The organism is Mesobacillus sp. S13 (genome assembly GCF_020422885.1).
Lineage (GTDB): Bacteria > Bacillota > Bacilli > Bacillales > Cytobacillaceae > Mesobacillus > Mesobacillus selenatarsenatis_A.
The window spans coordinates 4588955-4606937 of the sequence record NZ_CP084622.1 but is presented as its reverse complement, the minus strand read 5'-3'; the positions used below and the strand labels follow the sequence as shown (position 1 = coordinate 4606937).

18 protein-coding genes are annotated in these 17983 nt (G+C 47.0%); all 18 read left to right on the top strand.

What is annotated here, in order from left to right:
* The first annotated feature begins 46 nt into the window (after positions 1-46).
* Positions 47-259 (top strand): F0F1 ATP synthase subunit C, encoded by a 213-nt coding sequence (gene atpE / locus LGO15_RS23165; protein ID WP_023613579.1) that lies wholly within the window; start codon positions 47-49, stop codon positions 257-259.
* Between the two features lie 259 nt (positions 260-518).
* The gene (locus LGO15_RS23160; RefSeq protein WP_167831106.1) at positions 519-1037 is read left to right on the top strand and encodes a F0F1 ATP synthase subunit B; all 519 of its coding nucleotides are present in this window, start codon (positions 519-521) and stop codon (positions 1035-1037) included.
* Entirely contained in the window at positions 1034-1570 is a 537-nt protein-coding gene (locus tag LGO15_RS23155; protein WP_167831107.1) for a F0F1 ATP synthase subunit delta, read from the top strand. The genes LGO15_RS23160 and LGO15_RS23155 overlap by 4 nt, the downstream gene beginning before the upstream one ends.
* 24 nt (positions 1571-1594) lie before the next feature.
* Positions 1595-3103: a F0F1 ATP synthase subunit alpha gene (gene atpA, locus LGO15_RS23150; RefSeq protein ID WP_167831108.1), complete on the top strand. Its 1509-nt coding sequence runs from the start codon at positions 1595-1597 to the stop codon at positions 3101-3103.
* Positions 3104-3328: 225 nt separating this feature from the next.
* Entirely contained in the window at positions 3329-4189 is an 861-nt protein-coding gene (locus LGO15_RS23145) for a F0F1 ATP synthase subunit gamma (protein ID WP_167831109.1), read from the top strand.
* Between the two features lie 87 nt (positions 4190-4276).
* The gene (atpD, locus tag LGO15_RS23140) at positions 4277-5689 is read left to right on the top strand and encodes a F0F1 ATP synthase subunit beta (protein ID WP_167831110.1); all 1413 of its coding nucleotides are present in this window, start codon (positions 4277-4279) and stop codon (positions 5687-5689) included.
* A 22-nt stretch (positions 5690-5711) separates the two neighbouring features.
* Positions 5712-6119 carry a F0F1 ATP synthase subunit epsilon gene (locus LGO15_RS23135; RefSeq protein WP_102264580.1) on the top strand — a complete coding sequence of 136 codons (408 nt, stop codon included), beginning with the start codon at positions 5712-5714 and terminating at the stop codon, positions 6117-6119.
* 897 nt (positions 6120-7016) lie between these two features.
* Complete coding sequence (locus LGO15_RS23130) at positions 7017-7394, top strand: NADH-quinone oxidoreductase subunit A (protein ID WP_167831111.1); 378 nt, start codon at positions 7017-7019, stop codon at positions 7392-7394.
* Positions 7385-7897 (top strand): NuoB/complex I 20 kDa subunit family protein, encoded by a 513-nt coding sequence (locus LGO15_RS23125; protein ID WP_023613587.1) that lies wholly within the window; start codon positions 7385-7387, stop codon positions 7895-7897. Before LGO15_RS23130 ends, LGO15_RS23125 begins: the two co-directional genes overlap by 10 nt.
* A gap of 3 nt (positions 7898-7900) precedes the next feature.
* Positions 7901-9283 carry an NADH-quinone oxidoreductase subunit C gene (locus LGO15_RS23120; RefSeq protein WP_226086195.1) on the top strand — a complete coding sequence of 461 codons (1383 nt, stop codon included), beginning with the start codon at positions 7901-7903 and terminating at the stop codon, positions 9281-9283.
* A gap of 3 nt (positions 9284-9286) precedes the next feature.
* Positions 9287-10387, top strand: coding sequence for an NADH-quinone oxidoreductase subunit D (locus LGO15_RS23115; protein WP_167831113.1), 1101 nt, complete (start codon positions 9287-9289; stop codon positions 10385-10387).
* Positions 10387-11394, top strand: a complete 1008-nt coding sequence (gene nuoH / locus LGO15_RS23110) for an NADH-quinone oxidoreductase subunit NuoH (RefSeq protein ID WP_226086194.1) — start codon at positions 10387-10389, stop codon at positions 11392-11394. Before LGO15_RS23115 ends, nuoH begins: the two co-directional genes overlap by 1 nt.
* A gap of 43 nt (positions 11395-11437) precedes the next feature.
* Positions 11438-11857, top strand: a complete 420-nt coding sequence (gene nuoI, locus LGO15_RS23105) for an NADH-quinone oxidoreductase subunit NuoI (protein ID WP_023613591.1) — start codon at positions 11438-11440, stop codon at positions 11855-11857.
* On the top strand, positions 11854-12378 hold the full coding sequence (locus LGO15_RS23100) for an NADH-quinone oxidoreductase subunit J (RefSeq protein WP_167831114.1): 525 nt from the start codon (positions 11854-11856) through the stop codon (positions 12376-12378). Before nuoI ends, LGO15_RS23100 begins: the two co-directional genes overlap by 4 nt.
* Complete coding sequence (nuoK, locus tag LGO15_RS23095; RefSeq protein WP_023613593.1) at positions 12375-12689, top strand: NADH-quinone oxidoreductase subunit NuoK; 315 nt, start codon at positions 12375-12377, stop codon at positions 12687-12689. The genes LGO15_RS23100 and nuoK overlap by 4 nt, the downstream gene beginning before the upstream one ends.
* 145 nt (positions 12690-12834) lie before the next feature.
* The gene (gene nuoL, locus LGO15_RS23090) at positions 12835-14697 is read left to right on the top strand and encodes an NADH-quinone oxidoreductase subunit L (protein ID WP_226086193.1); all 1863 of its coding nucleotides are present in this window, start codon (positions 12835-12837) and stop codon (positions 14695-14697) included.
* On the top strand, positions 14697-16217 hold the full coding sequence (locus LGO15_RS23085; RefSeq protein ID WP_226086192.1) for an NADH-quinone oxidoreductase subunit M: 1521 nt from the start codon (positions 14697-14699) through the stop codon (positions 16215-16217). Before nuoL ends, LGO15_RS23085 begins: the two co-directional genes overlap by 1 nt.
* A gap of 6 nt (positions 16218-16223) precedes the next feature.
* Positions 16224-17744 (top strand): NADH-quinone oxidoreductase subunit NuoN, encoded by a 1521-nt coding sequence (gene nuoN, locus LGO15_RS23080; protein WP_226086191.1) that lies wholly within the window; start codon positions 16224-16226, stop codon positions 17742-17744.
* Positions 17745-17983 lie beyond the last annotated feature (239 nt).

Here is a 17983-nt window from a genome sequence, read left to right as displayed (position 1 = left end):
AAACTAAAAAAAACATTTTTTCATACATTAAAGGAGGAACTTTATAATGGGTCTTTTAGCAGCAGCAATCGCAATTGGTTTAGCAGCACTTGGTGCAGGTATTGGTAACGGTTTGATCGTGTCACGTACAGTAGAAGGTATCGCTCGTCAGCCAGAAGCTCGCGGTATGCTTCAAACTACAATGTTCATCGGGGTTGCATTGGTTGAGGCGATTCCTATCATCGCTGTAGTTATCGCGTTCATGGTTATTGGTGGTTAATCAATTATAAGAATTTAAGATGGCGAAGATCATTCCGCGCGAACCTTCGCCATTCTATTATGTAGGCTTCGTGCCGGTTCAATCCGGCGGAAGCAGACCTGAATTTGAATGTAAGCAATCGTTTGAAATAAAATCGGGCAAGCCCGGTATTGAAACGGGCAGCCTTTAGCGTTGGCTATTAGCCACAGGCTTTTAAGCCAGATGACGCTTGTTGGACCTTTTTAATCATGGTACAACTCTTGAAGGGAGTGAATCGAGGGTGTTAACAATGAATTTTGTATTGGGAGCGGCTTCCGGCCTTAACACTGGAGATATCTTGTTCCAGCTAGTTATGTTCCTCATCTTGTTAGCATTGCTTAAGAAGTTCGCTTGGGGTCCATTGATGGGCATCATGAAGGAACGTGAAGAGCATATTGCTGGCGAAATCGGAGCGGCTGAAAAGAGCCGTGCTGAAGCACAGAAACTTATGGAAGAACAGCGTGAAATGCTTAAGCAGGCACGCACAGAAGCACAGGGCCTAATTGAAAATGCAAAGAAACAGGGCGACGTTCAGCGTGATGAAATCATTGCACTGGCACGCACTGAATCTGACAGAATCAAAGAATCTGCGAAGCTTGAAATCGAGCAGCAGAAGGAGCAGGCTGTTGCGGCGATCCGCGAACAAGTTGCTTCACTTTCTGTATTGATTGCTTCTAAAGTAATCGAGAAGGAAATCTCTGCAGCTGACCAGGAAAAGCTCATCAATGAATACATTCAAGAGGCGGGTAATGCCCGATGAGCAACTCGACAGTAGCAAAGCGCTATGCCCTGGCACTTTTTCAACTCGCTTCTGAAAAGCAGGCTCTCCCACAGGTTGAGGAAGAGCTTCGCACAGTAAAAGAAGTTGTTGTGAACAATCCGGAATTGACTGCCTTTTTAAAGTCTCCGAAGCTTCCAAACGAGAAGAAGAAAGAGGTTTTGAAATCAGCTTTCGGATCTGTAAGCACGTATGTCCTTAATACACTGATGATCTTGGTTGACCGCCACCGCGAAGACCAGATCGCAGACGTTGCTGACCAGTTCATCGCCCTTGCGAATGATGCAAAAGGCGTGGCTGAAGCAAAGGTTTATAGTGTCCAGCCTTTGACGGCTGAGCAGGCTGAAGCACTTTCAGCTTCGTTCGCTCCGCAGGTTGGCAAACAGGCACTTCAAATTGAAAACATTGTAGATTCCAATTTGCTTGGAGGCGTAAAGCTTCGCATTGGAAACCGCATTTTTGACGGCAGCTTGCGTGGCAAGCTAGACCGCTTAGAACGTAAATTGCTAGGCTAAGATTCGTAGATAGGGGTGAAACTCATGAGCATCAAAGCTGAAGAAATCAGTGCGCTGATAAAATCGCAAATCGAAAATTATCAGTCGGAAATTCAAGTGAGTGATGTGGGTACAGTTATCAGTGTTGGTGACGGTATCGCCCGTGCTCATGGCCTCGACAATGTCATGGCTGGAGAACTTGTTGAATTTTCAAACGGCGTTATGGGTATGGCACAAAACCTGGAAGAAAATAACGTCGGTATCATCATCCTTGGACCTTTCACGGACATCCGCGAAGGTGACGAGGTACGCCGTACGGGCCGCATCATGGAGGTTCCTGTTGGGGAACAGCTTATCGGCCGCGTCGTAAACCCTCTTGGACAGCCAGTGGATGGCATGGGTCCAATCAACACAACAAAAACTCGTCCTATCGAGTACGCTGCACCAGGCGTTATGGACCGTAAATCCGTTCATGAGCCATTGCAGACTGGTATCAAGGCGATCGATGCTCTTGTGCCAATCGGCCGCGGACAGCGTGAATTGATCATCGGTGACCGCCAGACTGGTAAAACATCTGTAGCGATCGATACAATCCTTAACCAAAAAGGCCAGGACATGATCTGTATCTACGTTGCAATCGGACAGAAGGAATCAACTGTACGTAACGCAGTTGAAACTCTCCGTAAGCACGGCGCGTTAGATTACTCTATCGTTGTTACAGCATCTGCTTCACAGCCGGCACCACTTTTATACCTAGCTCCTTACGCTGGTGTAACAATGGGTGAAGAATTCATGTACAATGGCAAGCACGTTCTTGTCGTATATGATGACCTTTCAAAACAAGCGGCAGCATATCGTGAACTTTCCTTGCTACTTCGCCGTCCTCCAGGCCGCGAAGCTTACCCAGGGGATGTATTCTACTTGCACTCACGCTTGCTAGAGCGTGCTGCTAAGTTGAGCGACGCTAAAGGCGCAGGTTCAATCACAGCACTTCCGTTCATTGAAACACAGGCAGGCGACGTTTCTGCTTACATTCCAACGAACGTTATCTCAATCACAGACGGACAGATCTTCTTGCAGTCTGACCTATTCTTCTCTGGCGTACGTCCAGCGATCAACGCAGGTCTTTCTGTATCCCGTGTAGGTGGATCCGCTCAAATTAAAGCGATGAAGAAGGTATCTGGTACACTGCGTCTTGACCTTGCTTCATACCGTGAATTGGAAGCATTCGCACAGTTCGGTTCTGACCTTGACAAAGCAACTCAGGCAAAACTAAACCGCGGTGCACGTACGGTAGAAGTACTTAAACAAGATCTTAACAAGCCGCTTGCTGTTGAAAAGCAAGTTGCGATCCTATATGCACTGACTCGCGGCTTCCTTGATGATATTCCATTGCAGGATATCCGCCGCTTCGAAGGTGAATTCCTTTCATGGTTAGACCACAACCATACAGATGTGTTAGACCATATCCGTTCAACGAAGGAACTTCCTTCAGACGACGATATGAGTGCTGCAATCAACGCGTTCAAAAAGACGTTTGCAGTTTCTGAGTAACTAGAAAAGCGGAAGCGCCTTGGTCAGCCCCGACAAGCGGTGGAGGGCCAGCCGGTGAAGTCGTGCTTTGACTTCATTGGATGGACCGAAGCGACTCGAGGGGCTAGGCGCTGTAGCTGGACAGGTAGAATAAGTAGCAGCGCCAGCAGTCCTTTTTAAAAAAGGACCTGGCTTCTGCTTACACTTGGACTAACAATCTTTTGTAAAAGGGTGGTGAGAACCGAAATGGCATCTTTACGCGATATTAAAAACCGTATTACTTCGACTAAAAAGACGAGCCAGATTACCAAGGCAATGGAGATGGTATCCGCAGCTAAATGGAACCGTGGAGTCATGAATGCAAAAGCATTCGTTCCTTACATGGAAAAAATCCAGGAAGTGACTGCCTCAATCGCAATGGGCAGCAAGGATTCCAACCACCCAATGCTGAACAGCCGTCCAGTCAAGAAGACGGGATATCTAGTAATCACATCTGACCGTGGACTTGCAGGGGCATACAATAGTAACGTCCTTCGCCAGGTTTACCAGACGATCCAGCAACGCCATAAATCAAATGATGAGTTTGCGATTATCGCGATCGGGCGTGTCGGCCGTGACTTTTTCCAAAGCCGTGGCATGAACGTTGTCCTTGACATCGTCGGCATTGCAGATCAGCCGTCCTTCGCGGAAATCCAGGATATCGCCAGCAACACTGTTGGCATGTTCTCAGATGGATCATTTGATGAATTATATATTTACTACAGTCATTACGTCAGCGCGATCGCTCAAGAAGTAACTGATAAGAAGCTCCTTCCGTTAACGGATATTGGCGGATCTTCAACAAAGCTTACTTCTTATGAATTTGAGCCGAACGCTGAGGAGATCCTGGAAGTTCTCTTGCCTCAATACGCAGAAAGCTTGATTTACGGAGCACTGCTTGACAGTAAAGCAAGTGAACACGCTGCTCGTATGACAGCCATGAGAAACGCAACGGATAACGCGAAAGAGCTGATCAATTCCCTCAGCTTGAGCTACAACCGTGCTCGTCAGGCTGCTATTACCCAGGAAATCACCGAAATCGTCGGTGGAGCTGCAGCGCTCGAATAGATTTTTCAATGACAACAGGGGATGTGGCTCGATGCTGCATCCCATCATGATGTGTATATTTCAACTAGTACGATAGGAGGGAACAAGATGAACAAAGGACGCGTTCTCCAGGTTATGGGTCCGGTTGTTGACGTTAAGTTTGAAAGCGGCAATCTTCCAGAGATCTATAACGCTTTGAAAATTGTAACAAGCGATGCGGATGTGAACATCGAACTAACTCTTGAAGTAGCCCTTCACTTAGGCGATGACACAGTTCGTACAATCGCGATGTCTTCCACAGACGGCCTTAAGCGTGGCGTGGAAGTATTAGATACAGGTGCTCCAATCTCCGTTCCGGTTGGGGACGTAACACTAGGACGTGTATTCAACGTATTGGGTGAGTCAATCGACCTTGACGCTCCAGTTGCTGCTGATGCACGCCGCGATTCAATCCACAGGGAAGCTCCAACATTCGAACAGCTTTCAACTGAGGTTGAAATCCTTGAAACAGGGATCAAGGTAGTTGACCTTCTTGCTCCATATATCAAGGGTGGTAAGATCGGATTGTTCGGTGGTGCCGGTGTAGGTAAAACCGTTCTTATCCAGGAATTGATCAACAACATCGCTCAAGAGCACAGCGGTATCTCCGTATTCGCAGGTGTTGGTGAGCGTACACGTGAAGGTAATGACCTTTACCACGAAATGACTGACTCTGGCGTTATCAAGCAAACAGCGATGGTCTTCGGACAGATGAACGAGCCGCCAGGAGCACGTATGCGTGTTGCCCTGACTGGTTTGACAATGGCTGAATATTTCCGTGATGAGCAAGGACAGGACGTTCTTTTCTTCATGGATAACATCTTCCGTTTCACGCAAGCAGGTTCTGAGGTTTCTGCCCTACTTGGCCGTATGCCATCAGCGGTAGGTTATCAGCCGACTCTTGCTACAGAAATGGGTAAATTGCAGGAACGTATCACATCTACTAACGTAGGTTCTGTTACTTCCATCCAGGCGATCTATGTACCTGCCGATGACTACACTGACCCGGCTCCGGCTACAACTTTCGCTCACTTGGATGCAACAACGAACCTTGAGCGTAAGCTTTCTGAAATGGGTATCTACCCTGCGGTGGATCCACTTGCTTCGACTTCACGTGCATTGACACCTGAAATTGTTGGCGAAGACCACTATTCAGTAGCTCGTCGCGTACAGCAAACATTACAGCGTTACAGAGAACTTCAGGATATCATTGCGATCCTTGGTATGGATGAGCTATCTGACGAAGATAAGCTAACTGTACACCGCGCTCGCCGTATCCAGTTCTACCTATCACAAAACTTCCACGTAGCCGAACAGTTCACAGGACAAAAAGGTTCTTACGTGCCAGTTAAAGAAACAGTTAAAGGATTCGCTGAAATCCTTGACGGCAAATATGACCACCTTCCAGAAGATGCATTCCGCCTAGTTGGCCGAATCGAAGAAGTTATCGAGAATGCAAAACGTATGGGTGTAGAGGTCTAATAACGGACCAGGAGGGTAAAAAATGAAGACGATTAAAGTCAGTGTTGTTACTCCCGATGGGCCGGTGTATGAATCAGATGTTGAAATGGTAAGCACAAAAGCGAGCACAGGCGAGCTTGGAATCTTGCCAGGCCACATTCCTATGGTTGCACCGCTACAAATTGGCGCTGTCCGTTTGAAAAATGGCAGCAATAACGAGTTCATTGCAGTCAGCGGCGGCTTCCTCGAGGTCCGTCCTGAGCAGGTAACCATCCTTGCTCAATCTGCAGAACAATCATCTGAAATCGATCTTGAACGTGCACTTAAAGCAAAAGAACGCGCTGAGCAGCGCCTGCATGAAAGAAAGCAGGAGAACATCGACTTCAAGCGTGCAGAACTTGCCCTGCAGCGTGCAATCAACCGTATTTCAGTTGCAGAACGCAGAATCTAAGATACTTCAACACCCTCCGGCACTGCCGGGGGGTGTTTTTATTTTATAGAAGGTGATGGATTTGCTGAAATCTTATTATGTTGGTGGGTGAAATAGCGAATGTGCTGCGATTTTCTGCTGCCAGAAGATTTACAAATCTAGGAGCAGGTTCCGTTTCGCTATATAATCAATAAAGTCGCTATATAAATGAAAAACTCGCTATAAAACCGGTAAACTCGCTATAAAAATCAATAACTCGCTATAAAAAATAAAAACTCGCTATAAAAATAATATTCTTGCTATAAAACATTTGGATATCATCAATCAGCCTGGAAAAAATGCTGATGGATCAGGTTTGCAATCTAAATCTCGCTTATGCATCGTAAAAACTCATGTCCAGAGATATTTCAGCGTCAATCGCTCAATTAATCAGTCAATTAATCAGTCACTTTACCACTCAATTCTTAATTAATACCCTCATAAAGACCCCGCAATCAAAAATTCCATAATTCCGCCATAAATGAAAGCTGGCAAAGAACTTCACAATGTTGACAAACGTCACTGACAACTTAATCCAAATTGGATTTAATATAGGATGTAACCGATTGTCTGCTGCGTTTTACCGTTTAAAGCGCATGTTCGGGAGGCTGCACCCTCCATACTGGCAGGCGCTCGAAAAATGCCTGGTCAAAAGAGTAAGAATATATTGCCTTTATAGCAACTAAGTATGAAAGGGGAACCCTCTTTCCACCAATCCATTCATACTCAATGAGAAGCTATTTTTCTATTGAAAAAGCAATGGAAGAAGGTTGCCAGATTGTTCAAAGGCTTGTCGACACACTATTGTAACAATGGTATAATTGTTATCGGTTACAAGATTAAAAAGTATGAAAATTTCACAACATTGGAGGGATGGGCATGGAGCAGTTGAATCTATATCAAAATAACTATTTGATAGTCTTTGTGTTCCTATGTCTCGGGGTATTGCTTCCAATCGTAGCCTTGTTTGCGGCTAAGCTTTTGCGGCCGAAATACAAGCAGGACGAGCGGAAATATACCACCTACGAGAGCGGGATGGTACCGTTCAGTGATGCACGGGTCCAGTTTAATGTCCGTTATTATGTTTTTGCTCTTATGTTCGTTATTTTTGATGTAGAAACAGCGTTTTTGTATCCATGGGCTGTCGCCTATGAGAAGCTGGGAATCTTCGCATTGATCGAGATGCTGATTTTCGTCGTAATGCTTCTGATCGGACTCATCTACGCATGGAAAAAGAAGGTGCTAAAATGGATTTAAAGTTGGATGATTTCTCACCTGAAGAAGTGGCAGAACTCCAAAGGAATGTGTTCGTAACAACTCTAGAACAGGTTAAAGGCTGGGCCCGCAGCAACTCCATGTGGCCAATGACTTTCGGTCTTGCATGCTGCGCGATTGAAATGATGGCATCCAGTTCGGCTCACTATGACCTGGACCGTTTCGGGACATTCTACCGGAACTCACCTCGTCAGTCCGATGTCATGATTGTTTCAGGCACAGTTACCAAAAAAATGGCTCCGACTGTCCGCAGACTGTATGACCAATTGGCAGAACCAAAATGGGTAATCGCCATGGGTTCATGCGCGACAGCAGGCGGTCCATATGTAAAATCATACTCAGTTGTAAAAGGTGTCGATCAGATTGTGCCGGTCGATGTTTACATACCGGGTTGCCCGCCGAATCCAGCAGCATTGATTTACGGGATTAATAAATTGAAAGAGAAAATCCGTTATGAGGCGAAAACCGGGAAGAAGGTGATCTAACCGATGAGCGGGGAAAAGGATTTAGAGCAGATAAAGAGAGAAGCAGCCCAAAAAGCAAAAGAGCTTGCGAAGCAGCGACAGGCTGCTAAACAGGCAGGGGAAGGAAATGACCCGAAAGAGGTTGCCGACAAAGTCGCAGAACCTGAAGTGAAAGAAACAGAGGCGAAGGCAGATGCACCAGCAGGTGACGATGCCGAGCTTGCGAAAAAGAAAGCAGCCGCCGCAGCGAAGGCGAAAGCAGCTGCACTGGCAAAAATGAAAGCGAGTGGGCAGGCTGAAGAACCAGAAGCGAAAGAGGAAGTATCGGCTCCGGTAGAAGGTCAAGATGCTGAATTAGCCAAGAAAAAAGCAGCCGCAGCAGCAAAAGCAAAAGCAGCCGCTCTTGCTAAAATGAAGGCAACAGGCCAGACAGAGGAAAGCAAGGAAGAATCTGCAGCTCCTGAAGCTCCAGCAGGCGATGATGATGATCTTGCGAAAAAGAAAGCCGCAGCCGTAGCGAAAGCGAAGGCAGCAGCGGCAGCAAAAAGGAAGGCTCAAGAGGCAGCTGGAGGAGCAGACGCTTCAGCAGGTGACGATGATGACCTTGCGAAAAAGAAAGCCGCAGCTGTAGCGAAGGCAAAGGCAGCAGCGGCAGCGAAAAGGAAAGCTCAGGAGGCAGGCGGAGGAGCAGACGCTTCAGCAGGTGACGATGATGATCTTGCGAAAAAGAAAGCCGCAGCTGTAGCGAAAGCGAAGGCGGCCGCTGCAGCAAAGGCAAAAGCAGCAGCATCGGGCGGAGGATCCGCTGACGACGAGAAAGCGAAAGCGATTGCCGCAGCAAAGGCAAAAGCCGCAGCTGCAGCGAAGGCGAAGTCAGCAGCTGGTGCAAAAGCAGGAGCAGAAGAGCCTGTTGAAGAGAAAAAGCCATCTCCAAACCAGCCTTACTTAGATAAATATGTAAAAGCGATTACCGACAATCTAGGCGATGATATTTTGGAAGATTCGTATATTAATCCACTTTCAAAAGATGTCCCAACGCTTGTCGCTAAGAGAGAATCTTATTACCGATTGGCTGAATTCCTGAAGTACAACGAACTATTAGGCTTTGATTACCTATCAGAGATTCACGGCACTGATTTCCAGACACATATGGAAGTGTATGTTCACTTGTACTCATACAAAAACAGGCAGTCCGTTGCATTGAAGGTCAAGCTTGACCGCGACCAGCCGGTTATTGAGTCACTGGCGAACCTGTGGGCAGGTGCGAACTGGCCGGAGTGTGAAGCGTATGACCTGCTTGGCATCAAATTCGAAGGCCATCCAAACCTCCATCGCATCATGCTTGGTGAAGACTGGGTAGGCCACCCATTAAGAAAAGACTATGAACCGTATGATGTGGAGGTGTAGCCCGTGATACGCACAGAAGAAATGCTCTTGAACGTGGGCCCGCAGCACCCTAGTACACACGGTGTATTCCGCCTCGTTCTGAAAATTGATGGTGAGATTATCGTTGAAGCGAAGCCGGTCATCGGTTATTTGCACCGCGGGACTGAAAAACTAGCTGAAGACCTGCAATACACGCAGATCATTCCGTATACAGACCGAATGGACTATGTATCGGCAATGACGAATAACTATGTAATCGTCCATGCAGTCGAAACGATGATGGGCGTACAGGTTCCTGAACGCGCCGAGTATCTTAGGATATTGGCGATGGAATTGAACAGGGTTGCCAGCCACTTGCTGTGGTGGGGAACATTCATCCTCGACTTCGGTGCGACAAGCCCATTGCTTTACGCATTCCGTGACCGTGAGATGATCCTCAACCTATTGAATGAATTGTCTGGTGCTCGTCTGACGTTCAACTACATGCGTGTGGGCGGAGTCAAATGGGACGCTCCGGAAGGCTGGATTGAAAAGGTCGCTGAATTTGTCCCTTACCTAAGAGGACAATTGAAAGGTTATCACCAGCTGGTATCAGGAAACGAGATCTTCCTCAACCGTACAAAAAACATCGGTACATATACAAAGGAAGATGCGATCAATTACTCATTGAGCGGACCGAATCTGCGCTCAACAGGCGTGAAATGGGATCTGCGCAAGGATGAGCCGTACTCAATTTATGACCGCTTCGATTTTGACGTTGTCACTCGCGATGAAGGCGACGCGCTTGCCCGTTACCATGTAAGGATGGGCGAGATCGAAGAATCACTGAAAATCATCGAACAGGCTGTGCAGCAATTCCCGAAAGACGGAGAAATCATAGCCAAGGTTCCAAAAATCATCAAGGCTCCAAAAGGGGAAGCGTTTGTCCGGATCGAAGGCTCACGAGGCGAAATCGGCTGCTATATTTCCAGCGATGGCAAAAAAGAGCCGTACCGTCTCAAGTTCAGACGACCGAGCTTCTATAACCTGCAAATCCTCCCTAAACTGCTCGAAGGTGAAAGCATCTCAAATCTAATTGCAATTTTAGGAGCGGTTGATATCGTTCTTGGGGAGGTAGACGGTTAATGGTTCAGAACTTTCTCGAATCTAGCCCAGGCCTTATGAATTTCAGCATCTTTTTCGTCCTGGCTGTCGTCCTGCTATTAGTAATCCTTGGATTCGTAACGATGGCGATTCTGGCAGAGAGGAAAGTGCTTGGTTTCATGCAGGGCCGTTATGGTCCATCCCATGTCGGCGGTAAATGGGGGCTGTTGCAATCCGTTGCCGACGTTCTAAAGCTGCTAGTAAAAGAAGACTTAATACCAAAAGCAGCGGATAAGCCGCTGTTCATTATCGCGCCGGTCATCGCGTTCGCGCCGTCCTTCATGGTCATGGCGACGATTCCTTTGACTGACAAACTGCAGTTTGCTGACTTGAATGTAGGATTTCTGTATTATATCGCTATTTCAGGGCTGACAATTGTCGGCATGCTGATGGCAGGCTGGGCATCCAATAACAAGTACTCATTGCTTGGCGGTATGCGTGCCGCGGCCCAGATGATTTCCTATGAAATCCCGCTTGTCATGAGCGTACTTGGAATCGTCCTGCTGACAGGCAGCCTGAATCTTAATGATATTGTTGCAGCTCAAGGTGATAGTGGCTGGTTCATTTTATGGCAACCGATCGCGTTCATCGTGTTCTTCATCGCTGCTACTGCTGAACTGAACAGGGTTCCATTTGACCTTGCAGAAGCGGAAAACGAGCTTGTTGCCGGTTTCCACACAGAGTACTCTGGCTTCCGCTGGGCAATGTTCATGCTTGCTGAATATGTGTATATGTTCGCAATGTCTGCGTTGATCACTGTATTATTCCTTGGAGGCTGGCTTCCGCTGCCGTTCCTTGGCTTCATTCCAGGAGCTGTATGGTTCTCGCTCAAGTTCAGCTTGGTGGTCTATATCCTCATCTGGTTCCGTGCTACGTTCCCGCGTATCCGCGCCGACCAATTGATGGAGTTCGCATGGAAAGTGCTTCTGCCGGTAGCGCTGGCAAACATCTTCCTTACTGCTTTGATTAAAGAATTTTTTCTAAAATAGGAACGGAAGCAGCATTGCTTCCTGCATTAAAGGGGTGAATTACGTGCTAGGATGGACTAAAGGATTAGCTTATACCCTTAAACAATTGACTCGCGAAAAGCTGACTTACGATTATCCAAACGAACCGATTCCGCTTCCTGACAGGTTCCGCGGGATCCAGAAGTTTTATCCTGAAAAATGCATCGTCTGCAACCAGTGTGCCAATATTTGTCCGACAGATTGCATTAACTTGACTGGTAAAAAGCATCCTGATCCAACGAAAAAAGGCAAAATCATTGATACGTATGATATCAACTTCGAACTTTGCATCCTCTGTGACCTGTGCACAGAAGTTTGCCCGACTGAAGCGATCATCATGACGAACAACTTTGAGCTTGCTGAATACAGCCGGGATGATTTATTCAAGAACCTGGAATGGCTTGACGAAAATGATGAGAATATACGGAAGGTGAATAAAGCATGACGTTAACAGGCGAATTCTTTGCGTTTATGTCACTTGCTTTAGTGGCGGTAATCGGCGGCGTGCTTTTATTGAACCTCACCAAGGTCATCCACATGGTCGTAGCGCTCGTCTTTACATTCGTCAGTATTGCAGGTATTTATGTGCTCTTGTCCGCTGAATTCTTGGCGGTCATCCAAGTCATGATCTATTCCGGCGCCATCACGATCATGATGCTGTTCGGGATCATGCTTACCCGCCACCACGGTGATGAAGCAGAACCAAAGGGCGGAATGCTGCGCAAGCTTGCACTGCTGCTAGGCGTAATTGGCTTTGGAGCAGCGGTGTATTTTGGGATTTACGATTTGAATTTCGAAGCAGTACCAAATACGCTGCATGAAAATAACACAGAACAAATCGGGGTATCATTGTTCTCGCAATATATCATCCCGTTTGAGCTGACATCCGTAATCCTGCTTGCTGCGCTCGTCGGCGCAATCGTACTTGCGCGCAAGGATGACGAAAAGGAGGGTGATCAGGAATGAGTTCTGTTCCGGTTTCAGCCTATCTGGCACTTGCACTTATTCTTTTCTGCATCGGACTTTACGGTGCGCTGACAAAGAAGAACACAGTCATTGTGTTGATATCTATCGAATTGATGCTGAATGCGGTCAATATCAATCTGGTAACCTTCAGTAAATACGGAGTCAATCCTTCGATTACTGGCCAGGTTTTCGCGCTGTTCTCCATTGCGGTGGCAGCAGCTGAAGTAGCGGTAGGACTGGCGATCCTGATTTCGCTTTACCGTAACCGCAGGACGGTCAATATCGATGAAATGAATCAGTTGAAAAATTAGATTGATGGATTTTTCATAAGCGGCATTTGCCGTTAAAAACCAGAAGATTTCTTGTAGCTGGACTGCCCCGTGAAAGACGGGCCTCAATCTGACGGGCGTATATATGATAGATAGCGCGCGTTCAAAAAAGGGGATTGTGATATTAATGGAGAATGCTTGGCTCATTCCGCTGTTCCCGCTTGTATCCTTTCTATTCCTGCTGCTGTTCGGTAAAAAGCTTAAAGAAGCGAGCGCATTCGTTGGTATTCTTGCGACGCTTGCCTCTCTTGTATACTCCATCCTTGTGCTGATCGAGCGCTTTTCGGAGTCTACATTCAAAGCTGAATCCGTGTGGCTGACAATCGGGAATCTGGAACTTACTGCGGGCTTTGAAGTAAATCAATTAAACGCATTGATGCTGGTGATCGTGTCTCTTGTCAGCTTCCTTGTGCATACCTATTCAAAAGGCTATATGCATGGTGATGAGCGCTTCCCGGTTTTCTATGCTTATCTAGGACTATTTACTTTTGCAATGCTTGGTCTTGTAATCTCGCCGAATCTTTTGCAGACCTATATTTTCTGGGAATTGGTCGGTGTAGGTTCATTCCTGTTGATTGGATTCTATTTTTACAAAGAAAGCGCCAAAGCGGCTGCAAAGAAAGCCTTCATCATGACCCGTATCGGGGATGTCGGGTTGCTGATCGGGATGATTCTCTTATTCTGGCAGACTGGCAGCTTCGAATATGATGAAATTTTTGCAGCGGTAGAAGAAGGTGCTATTTCCGGAACGATGATTACTCTTACTGCAATCCTGATTTTTATCGGTGCAGTTGGTAAATCAGGACAGTTTCCGCTTCACACATGGCTTCCAGACGCAATGGAAGGCCCGACGCCAGTTTCTGCGTTAATCCACGCAGCGACAATGGTTGCGGCCGGTGTATACTTGGTTGCATCGCTGTTCCCGCTATTCAATGCGAGTGAGACAGCTATGCTCACTGTTGCGATCATCGGTGCCTTCACAGCGATTTTTGCGGCAACAATCGGCCTTGTCCAGACTGACATCAAGCGTGTACTTGCATTCTCGACTGTCAGCCAGCTTGGCTATATGATGCTTGCATTAGGTTCAGCCGGTTATGTTGCCGGAGTGTTCCACTTAATGACTCACGCTTTCTTTAAAGCATTGCTTTTCCTTGCAGCAGGCAGCGTCATCCATGCTGTACAAACTCAGGATATTGAAAAAATGGGCGGGCTTTGGAAAAAGCTTACCTTTACTGGACCTTTGTTCCTGATCGGAACACTGGCAATCAGCGGTGTCCCATTGTTCTCAGGCTTTTTCAGTAAAGATGAAATTTTGATCGCTGCATGGGCACATGAAAATTACGGCCTGTTCTGGCTGGCAGTGATCGCGGCGTTCTTCACAGCATTCTACATGTTCCGCCTGTTCTTCATGGTATTCTCCGGTGAAGCACGAAGCGAAATGAAGAATGTCCATGAATCGCCATCCGTTATGACTCTGCCTATGGTAGTGCTTGCTGTACTGGCTGTTGTTGCTGGTTATGTGAACACACCTTGGTTCGGCACTTTCCTTGGCGACTGGCTTGTTGAAGGAAACGAAGCTCTTGGCCACGGCCATATCGAAGGTCCAGGCTGGATCATGATTGTCGCGACAGCTGTTTCCTTGCTCGGCATCCTGCTTGCATGGATGATGTACAGCAAGAAGTCAGTTTCCCGCGACTGGCTGTCCAGCAGGGCGCCAATCGCTTATGGCATCGTGAAAAACAAGTACTATATCGATGAAATTTACAATCAAAGCATCGTTTTTGCAGTAAAAGGAATCAGCTTGTTCCTGCGCTTCATCGAGGTCTTCCTTGTTGAGGGACTTGTCAAGCTGACAACAGCAGCTGTCCAGGGACTTGGTAAAACAGGTGCGAAAATCCAGAACGGCCAGGTACAGACATATGGCACGATCGCCTTTGTCGGCCTTGCAGTCCTGATTGTCATCTATGCGTTAACAGGGGGGTATTTATAATGGATTTCAACTATTTTCTTACCTTGCTGGTATTCTCCCCTTTACTAGGAATCCTGCTTTTGGCCTTCATGCCAAAGGCGAATGAATCAGGCATCAAAATGCTTGGCGTATTGGCAACACTGCCGTCGTTGATCCTTGCGCTGATCGCATACTTTTCGTACCGCGGCGGCCATGACCTGGCCAATTTTTCGGAAAAATTCCGCTGGATCCAATTCGGCGGTCAGGGTGCTGAGCAGCAGGGCTTGTTCTCGGTAAACTACGAGCTCGGAATCGATGGTTTCGGTTTGATCATGGTGGTTCTCACAGCTGTGATCGCGACGCTTGCGGCAGTTGCTTCCTTCCATATCAAAAAAGAATGGAAAGGCTACTACATGCTGTTCTTGCTTCTCGAAATCGGGATGCTTGGAGTCTTCACATCACAAAACCTGATCCTGTTCTTCCTTTTCTTCGAAATTACATTGATTCCAATGTTCTTCCTGATTGGAAAATGGGGTTATTACGACAAAGAAAAGGCTGCCTACAGCTTTTTGATTTATAACGGCCTTGGGTCAGCCATCCTGCTGATCGTCATCATGGTGTTGTTCTCAAGAACTGGCACATCCAATATCGAAATGCTGTCAGTCATGATGAACGCAGAAAACGCGCCATTGTTCGCGCCAGTATCTGAGTCATTGAAAATGGGATTATTGATCGCATTGCTAGTGGCTTTCGGTGTAAAGCTGCCAATCTTCCCGTTGCATAGCTGGATGCTGCGCGTCCACGTTGAAGCGCCGCCATCCATCGTCATGATCCACTCAGGGATCTTGCTGAAAATCGGTGCGTTTGGTCTGATTCGCTTCGGGATGGGGATTTTCCCTGAACAATTCGCGGAATTAGCCGTATTGCTCGCAGTACTGGGTGTCATTAACCTGCTTTACGGTGCATTCCTTGCTTTTATCCAGACAGATTTCAAAATGGTCCTAGCTTACTCTTCTATTTCCCATATGGGGATCGTTTTAATCGGACTTGGAGCATTAAATGAAGCAGGAATTCAAGGGGCTATTTTCCAGGTCGTCTCACACGGCTTGATTTCAGCTCTATTGTTCTTCCTTGTTGGAGTTCTTTATGAGCGCACGCATACGACAACGCTTGCGAACCTTGGCGGCATGGCAAAAGGAATGCCGCTTGCATCAGGCTTCCTGCTTGCAGGTGCGATGGCATCACTTGGACTGCCTGGCATGTCCGGATTCGTCAGCGAGTTCATGGCCTTCCTTGGACTATTCGAGGAAATGCCAATCCTGGCAGCGGTAGGTACAATCGGCATCATCATGACAGCTGTTTACCTGCTGCGCGCAGTGCTCGCCATCACATATGGCAATGCAGAGCGCGAGTTTGTTGGAGTTTCCGACATCCGTTCATTTGAATGGGCTCCAGTATTGGTGCTCATCGGCTTGATCGTTCTGATCGGTGTATATCCAGCTGTTCTTAGTGAACCGCTTCAGGCAACTTTAGAGACTATCTTGATGGGAATAGGGGGGTGATGAAGGATGGATCTAGATACACTTCTATCATTTGATTGGGGGACGATGACTCCGGAATTCATCATCCTTGGTGTCATTGCCATTTTATCAGTCGCTGATTTATTCATGCCAAAGCATGTTGACCGTAAAGTCCTTGGCTGGGCTGCTTTTGCAGGTGTAGTACTGGCGCTGGTTTCACTGGTTTCACTTATCGGTACGGAAACAACATCGATTTTATATGATACATTCAGATTGGATTCTTTCGCGATCGCATTCAAGTTGATCCTCTTACTTGGATCTGCACTGGTCTTGCTATTGGCGATCGACTACAGGACGAATGACGGACTTGAGGAATATAAGGGAGAATTTTTCTACCTGTTCCTGACGGCATTGCTTGGTACGATGTTCATGGCATCAAGCGGCGACTTGATTACTTTATTCGTTGGCCTTGAATTGTTGTCCATTCCGTCCTATGTTCTTGCAGGGATGCGCAAACGCAATCTGAAATCGAATGAGTCAGCGATGAAATACGTCCTAAATGGCGGAATTTCTACCGCAATCACATTGTTCGGTATGAGCTATGTATACGGAATCGCCGGAACAACTAATCTAAAAGGAATCGCTCAAGTCTTTGGCGGACTGAGTGACCCTCAGCATATCTACATTCTTGGACTGGCATTCTTCATGATTTTCGTTGGCTTGTCCTTCAAACTGGCATCTGCGCCATTCCATATGTGGGCACCGGATGTATACGAAGGAGCACCGACTCCAGTGACAGCGTTCTTGAGCGTCGTCTCAAAAACAGCTGGATTCGTGATTATCCTTCGCATCCTCTTATCGATTTTTGGATACATTCCTGTCGCACAGGAAGATGGACAGCCAATTCCATTACTGTTCGCAGTCCAGGATTACATCGCATTCCTGGCGGGAGCAACAATGATCATTGGTAACGTCATCGCTTTAAGACAGCGCAACATCAAGCGCATGTTCGCCTACTCAAGTATCGCGCATGCCGGTTACATCCTTGTCGCATTGACTGCCATGTCATTCGTGACCTTCGATGCAATCTGGTTCTACATGCTCGCATACGTATTGATGAATCTTGGGGCATTCGCCGTGATCCAGGTGATAACAATGAAAACTGGCTCAGAAGATATCAGCCACTTTGCCGGCCTTTACCGCCGCTCACCTTTATTGGCTGTTGGAATGGGAATCTTCATCCTGTCACTCGCAGGAATCCCGGGTACTGCAGGCTTCATCGGTAAGCTGAACATCTTCATGGGCGCATTGATGGTCGACCAGGCCCACTATGTACTCGTATCGATCATGATTGCGACAACAGTCGTATCTTATTTCTACTACTTCGGAGTCATGACGCAAATGTTCTTCCGTCCGGCAGCAAGTGACGAAAAAATCCAGCTGCCAGCAGGAACTATCTCCGTCATCCTGATCACAGTAGTCGGAACAATCCTGTTCGGAGTCATGCCAAACCTGGCAATCGACTTCATGCAAAGTAACTTCAACCAATTCGTTGATTTTATGAGATAAGCGCCTTTCGGTAACAAAAAGCACCAATCATGTTTGGGTTTTGGGGAAAATCTATCATGGAAACAAAGGGGTAAATTCAGCTGGTCTGCATTGATTGCAGGCCAGTTTTTTTATGCATTGATTTAGATATGATGAAAGAAAGCCGAAAACTAAGGGAAGAGTTAGTTTCGGTCACAAGGGTGATAAATTAAGAGAAGAGTTAGTTCCGTCACAGGATAAATTAAGATGCGAAAATTAAT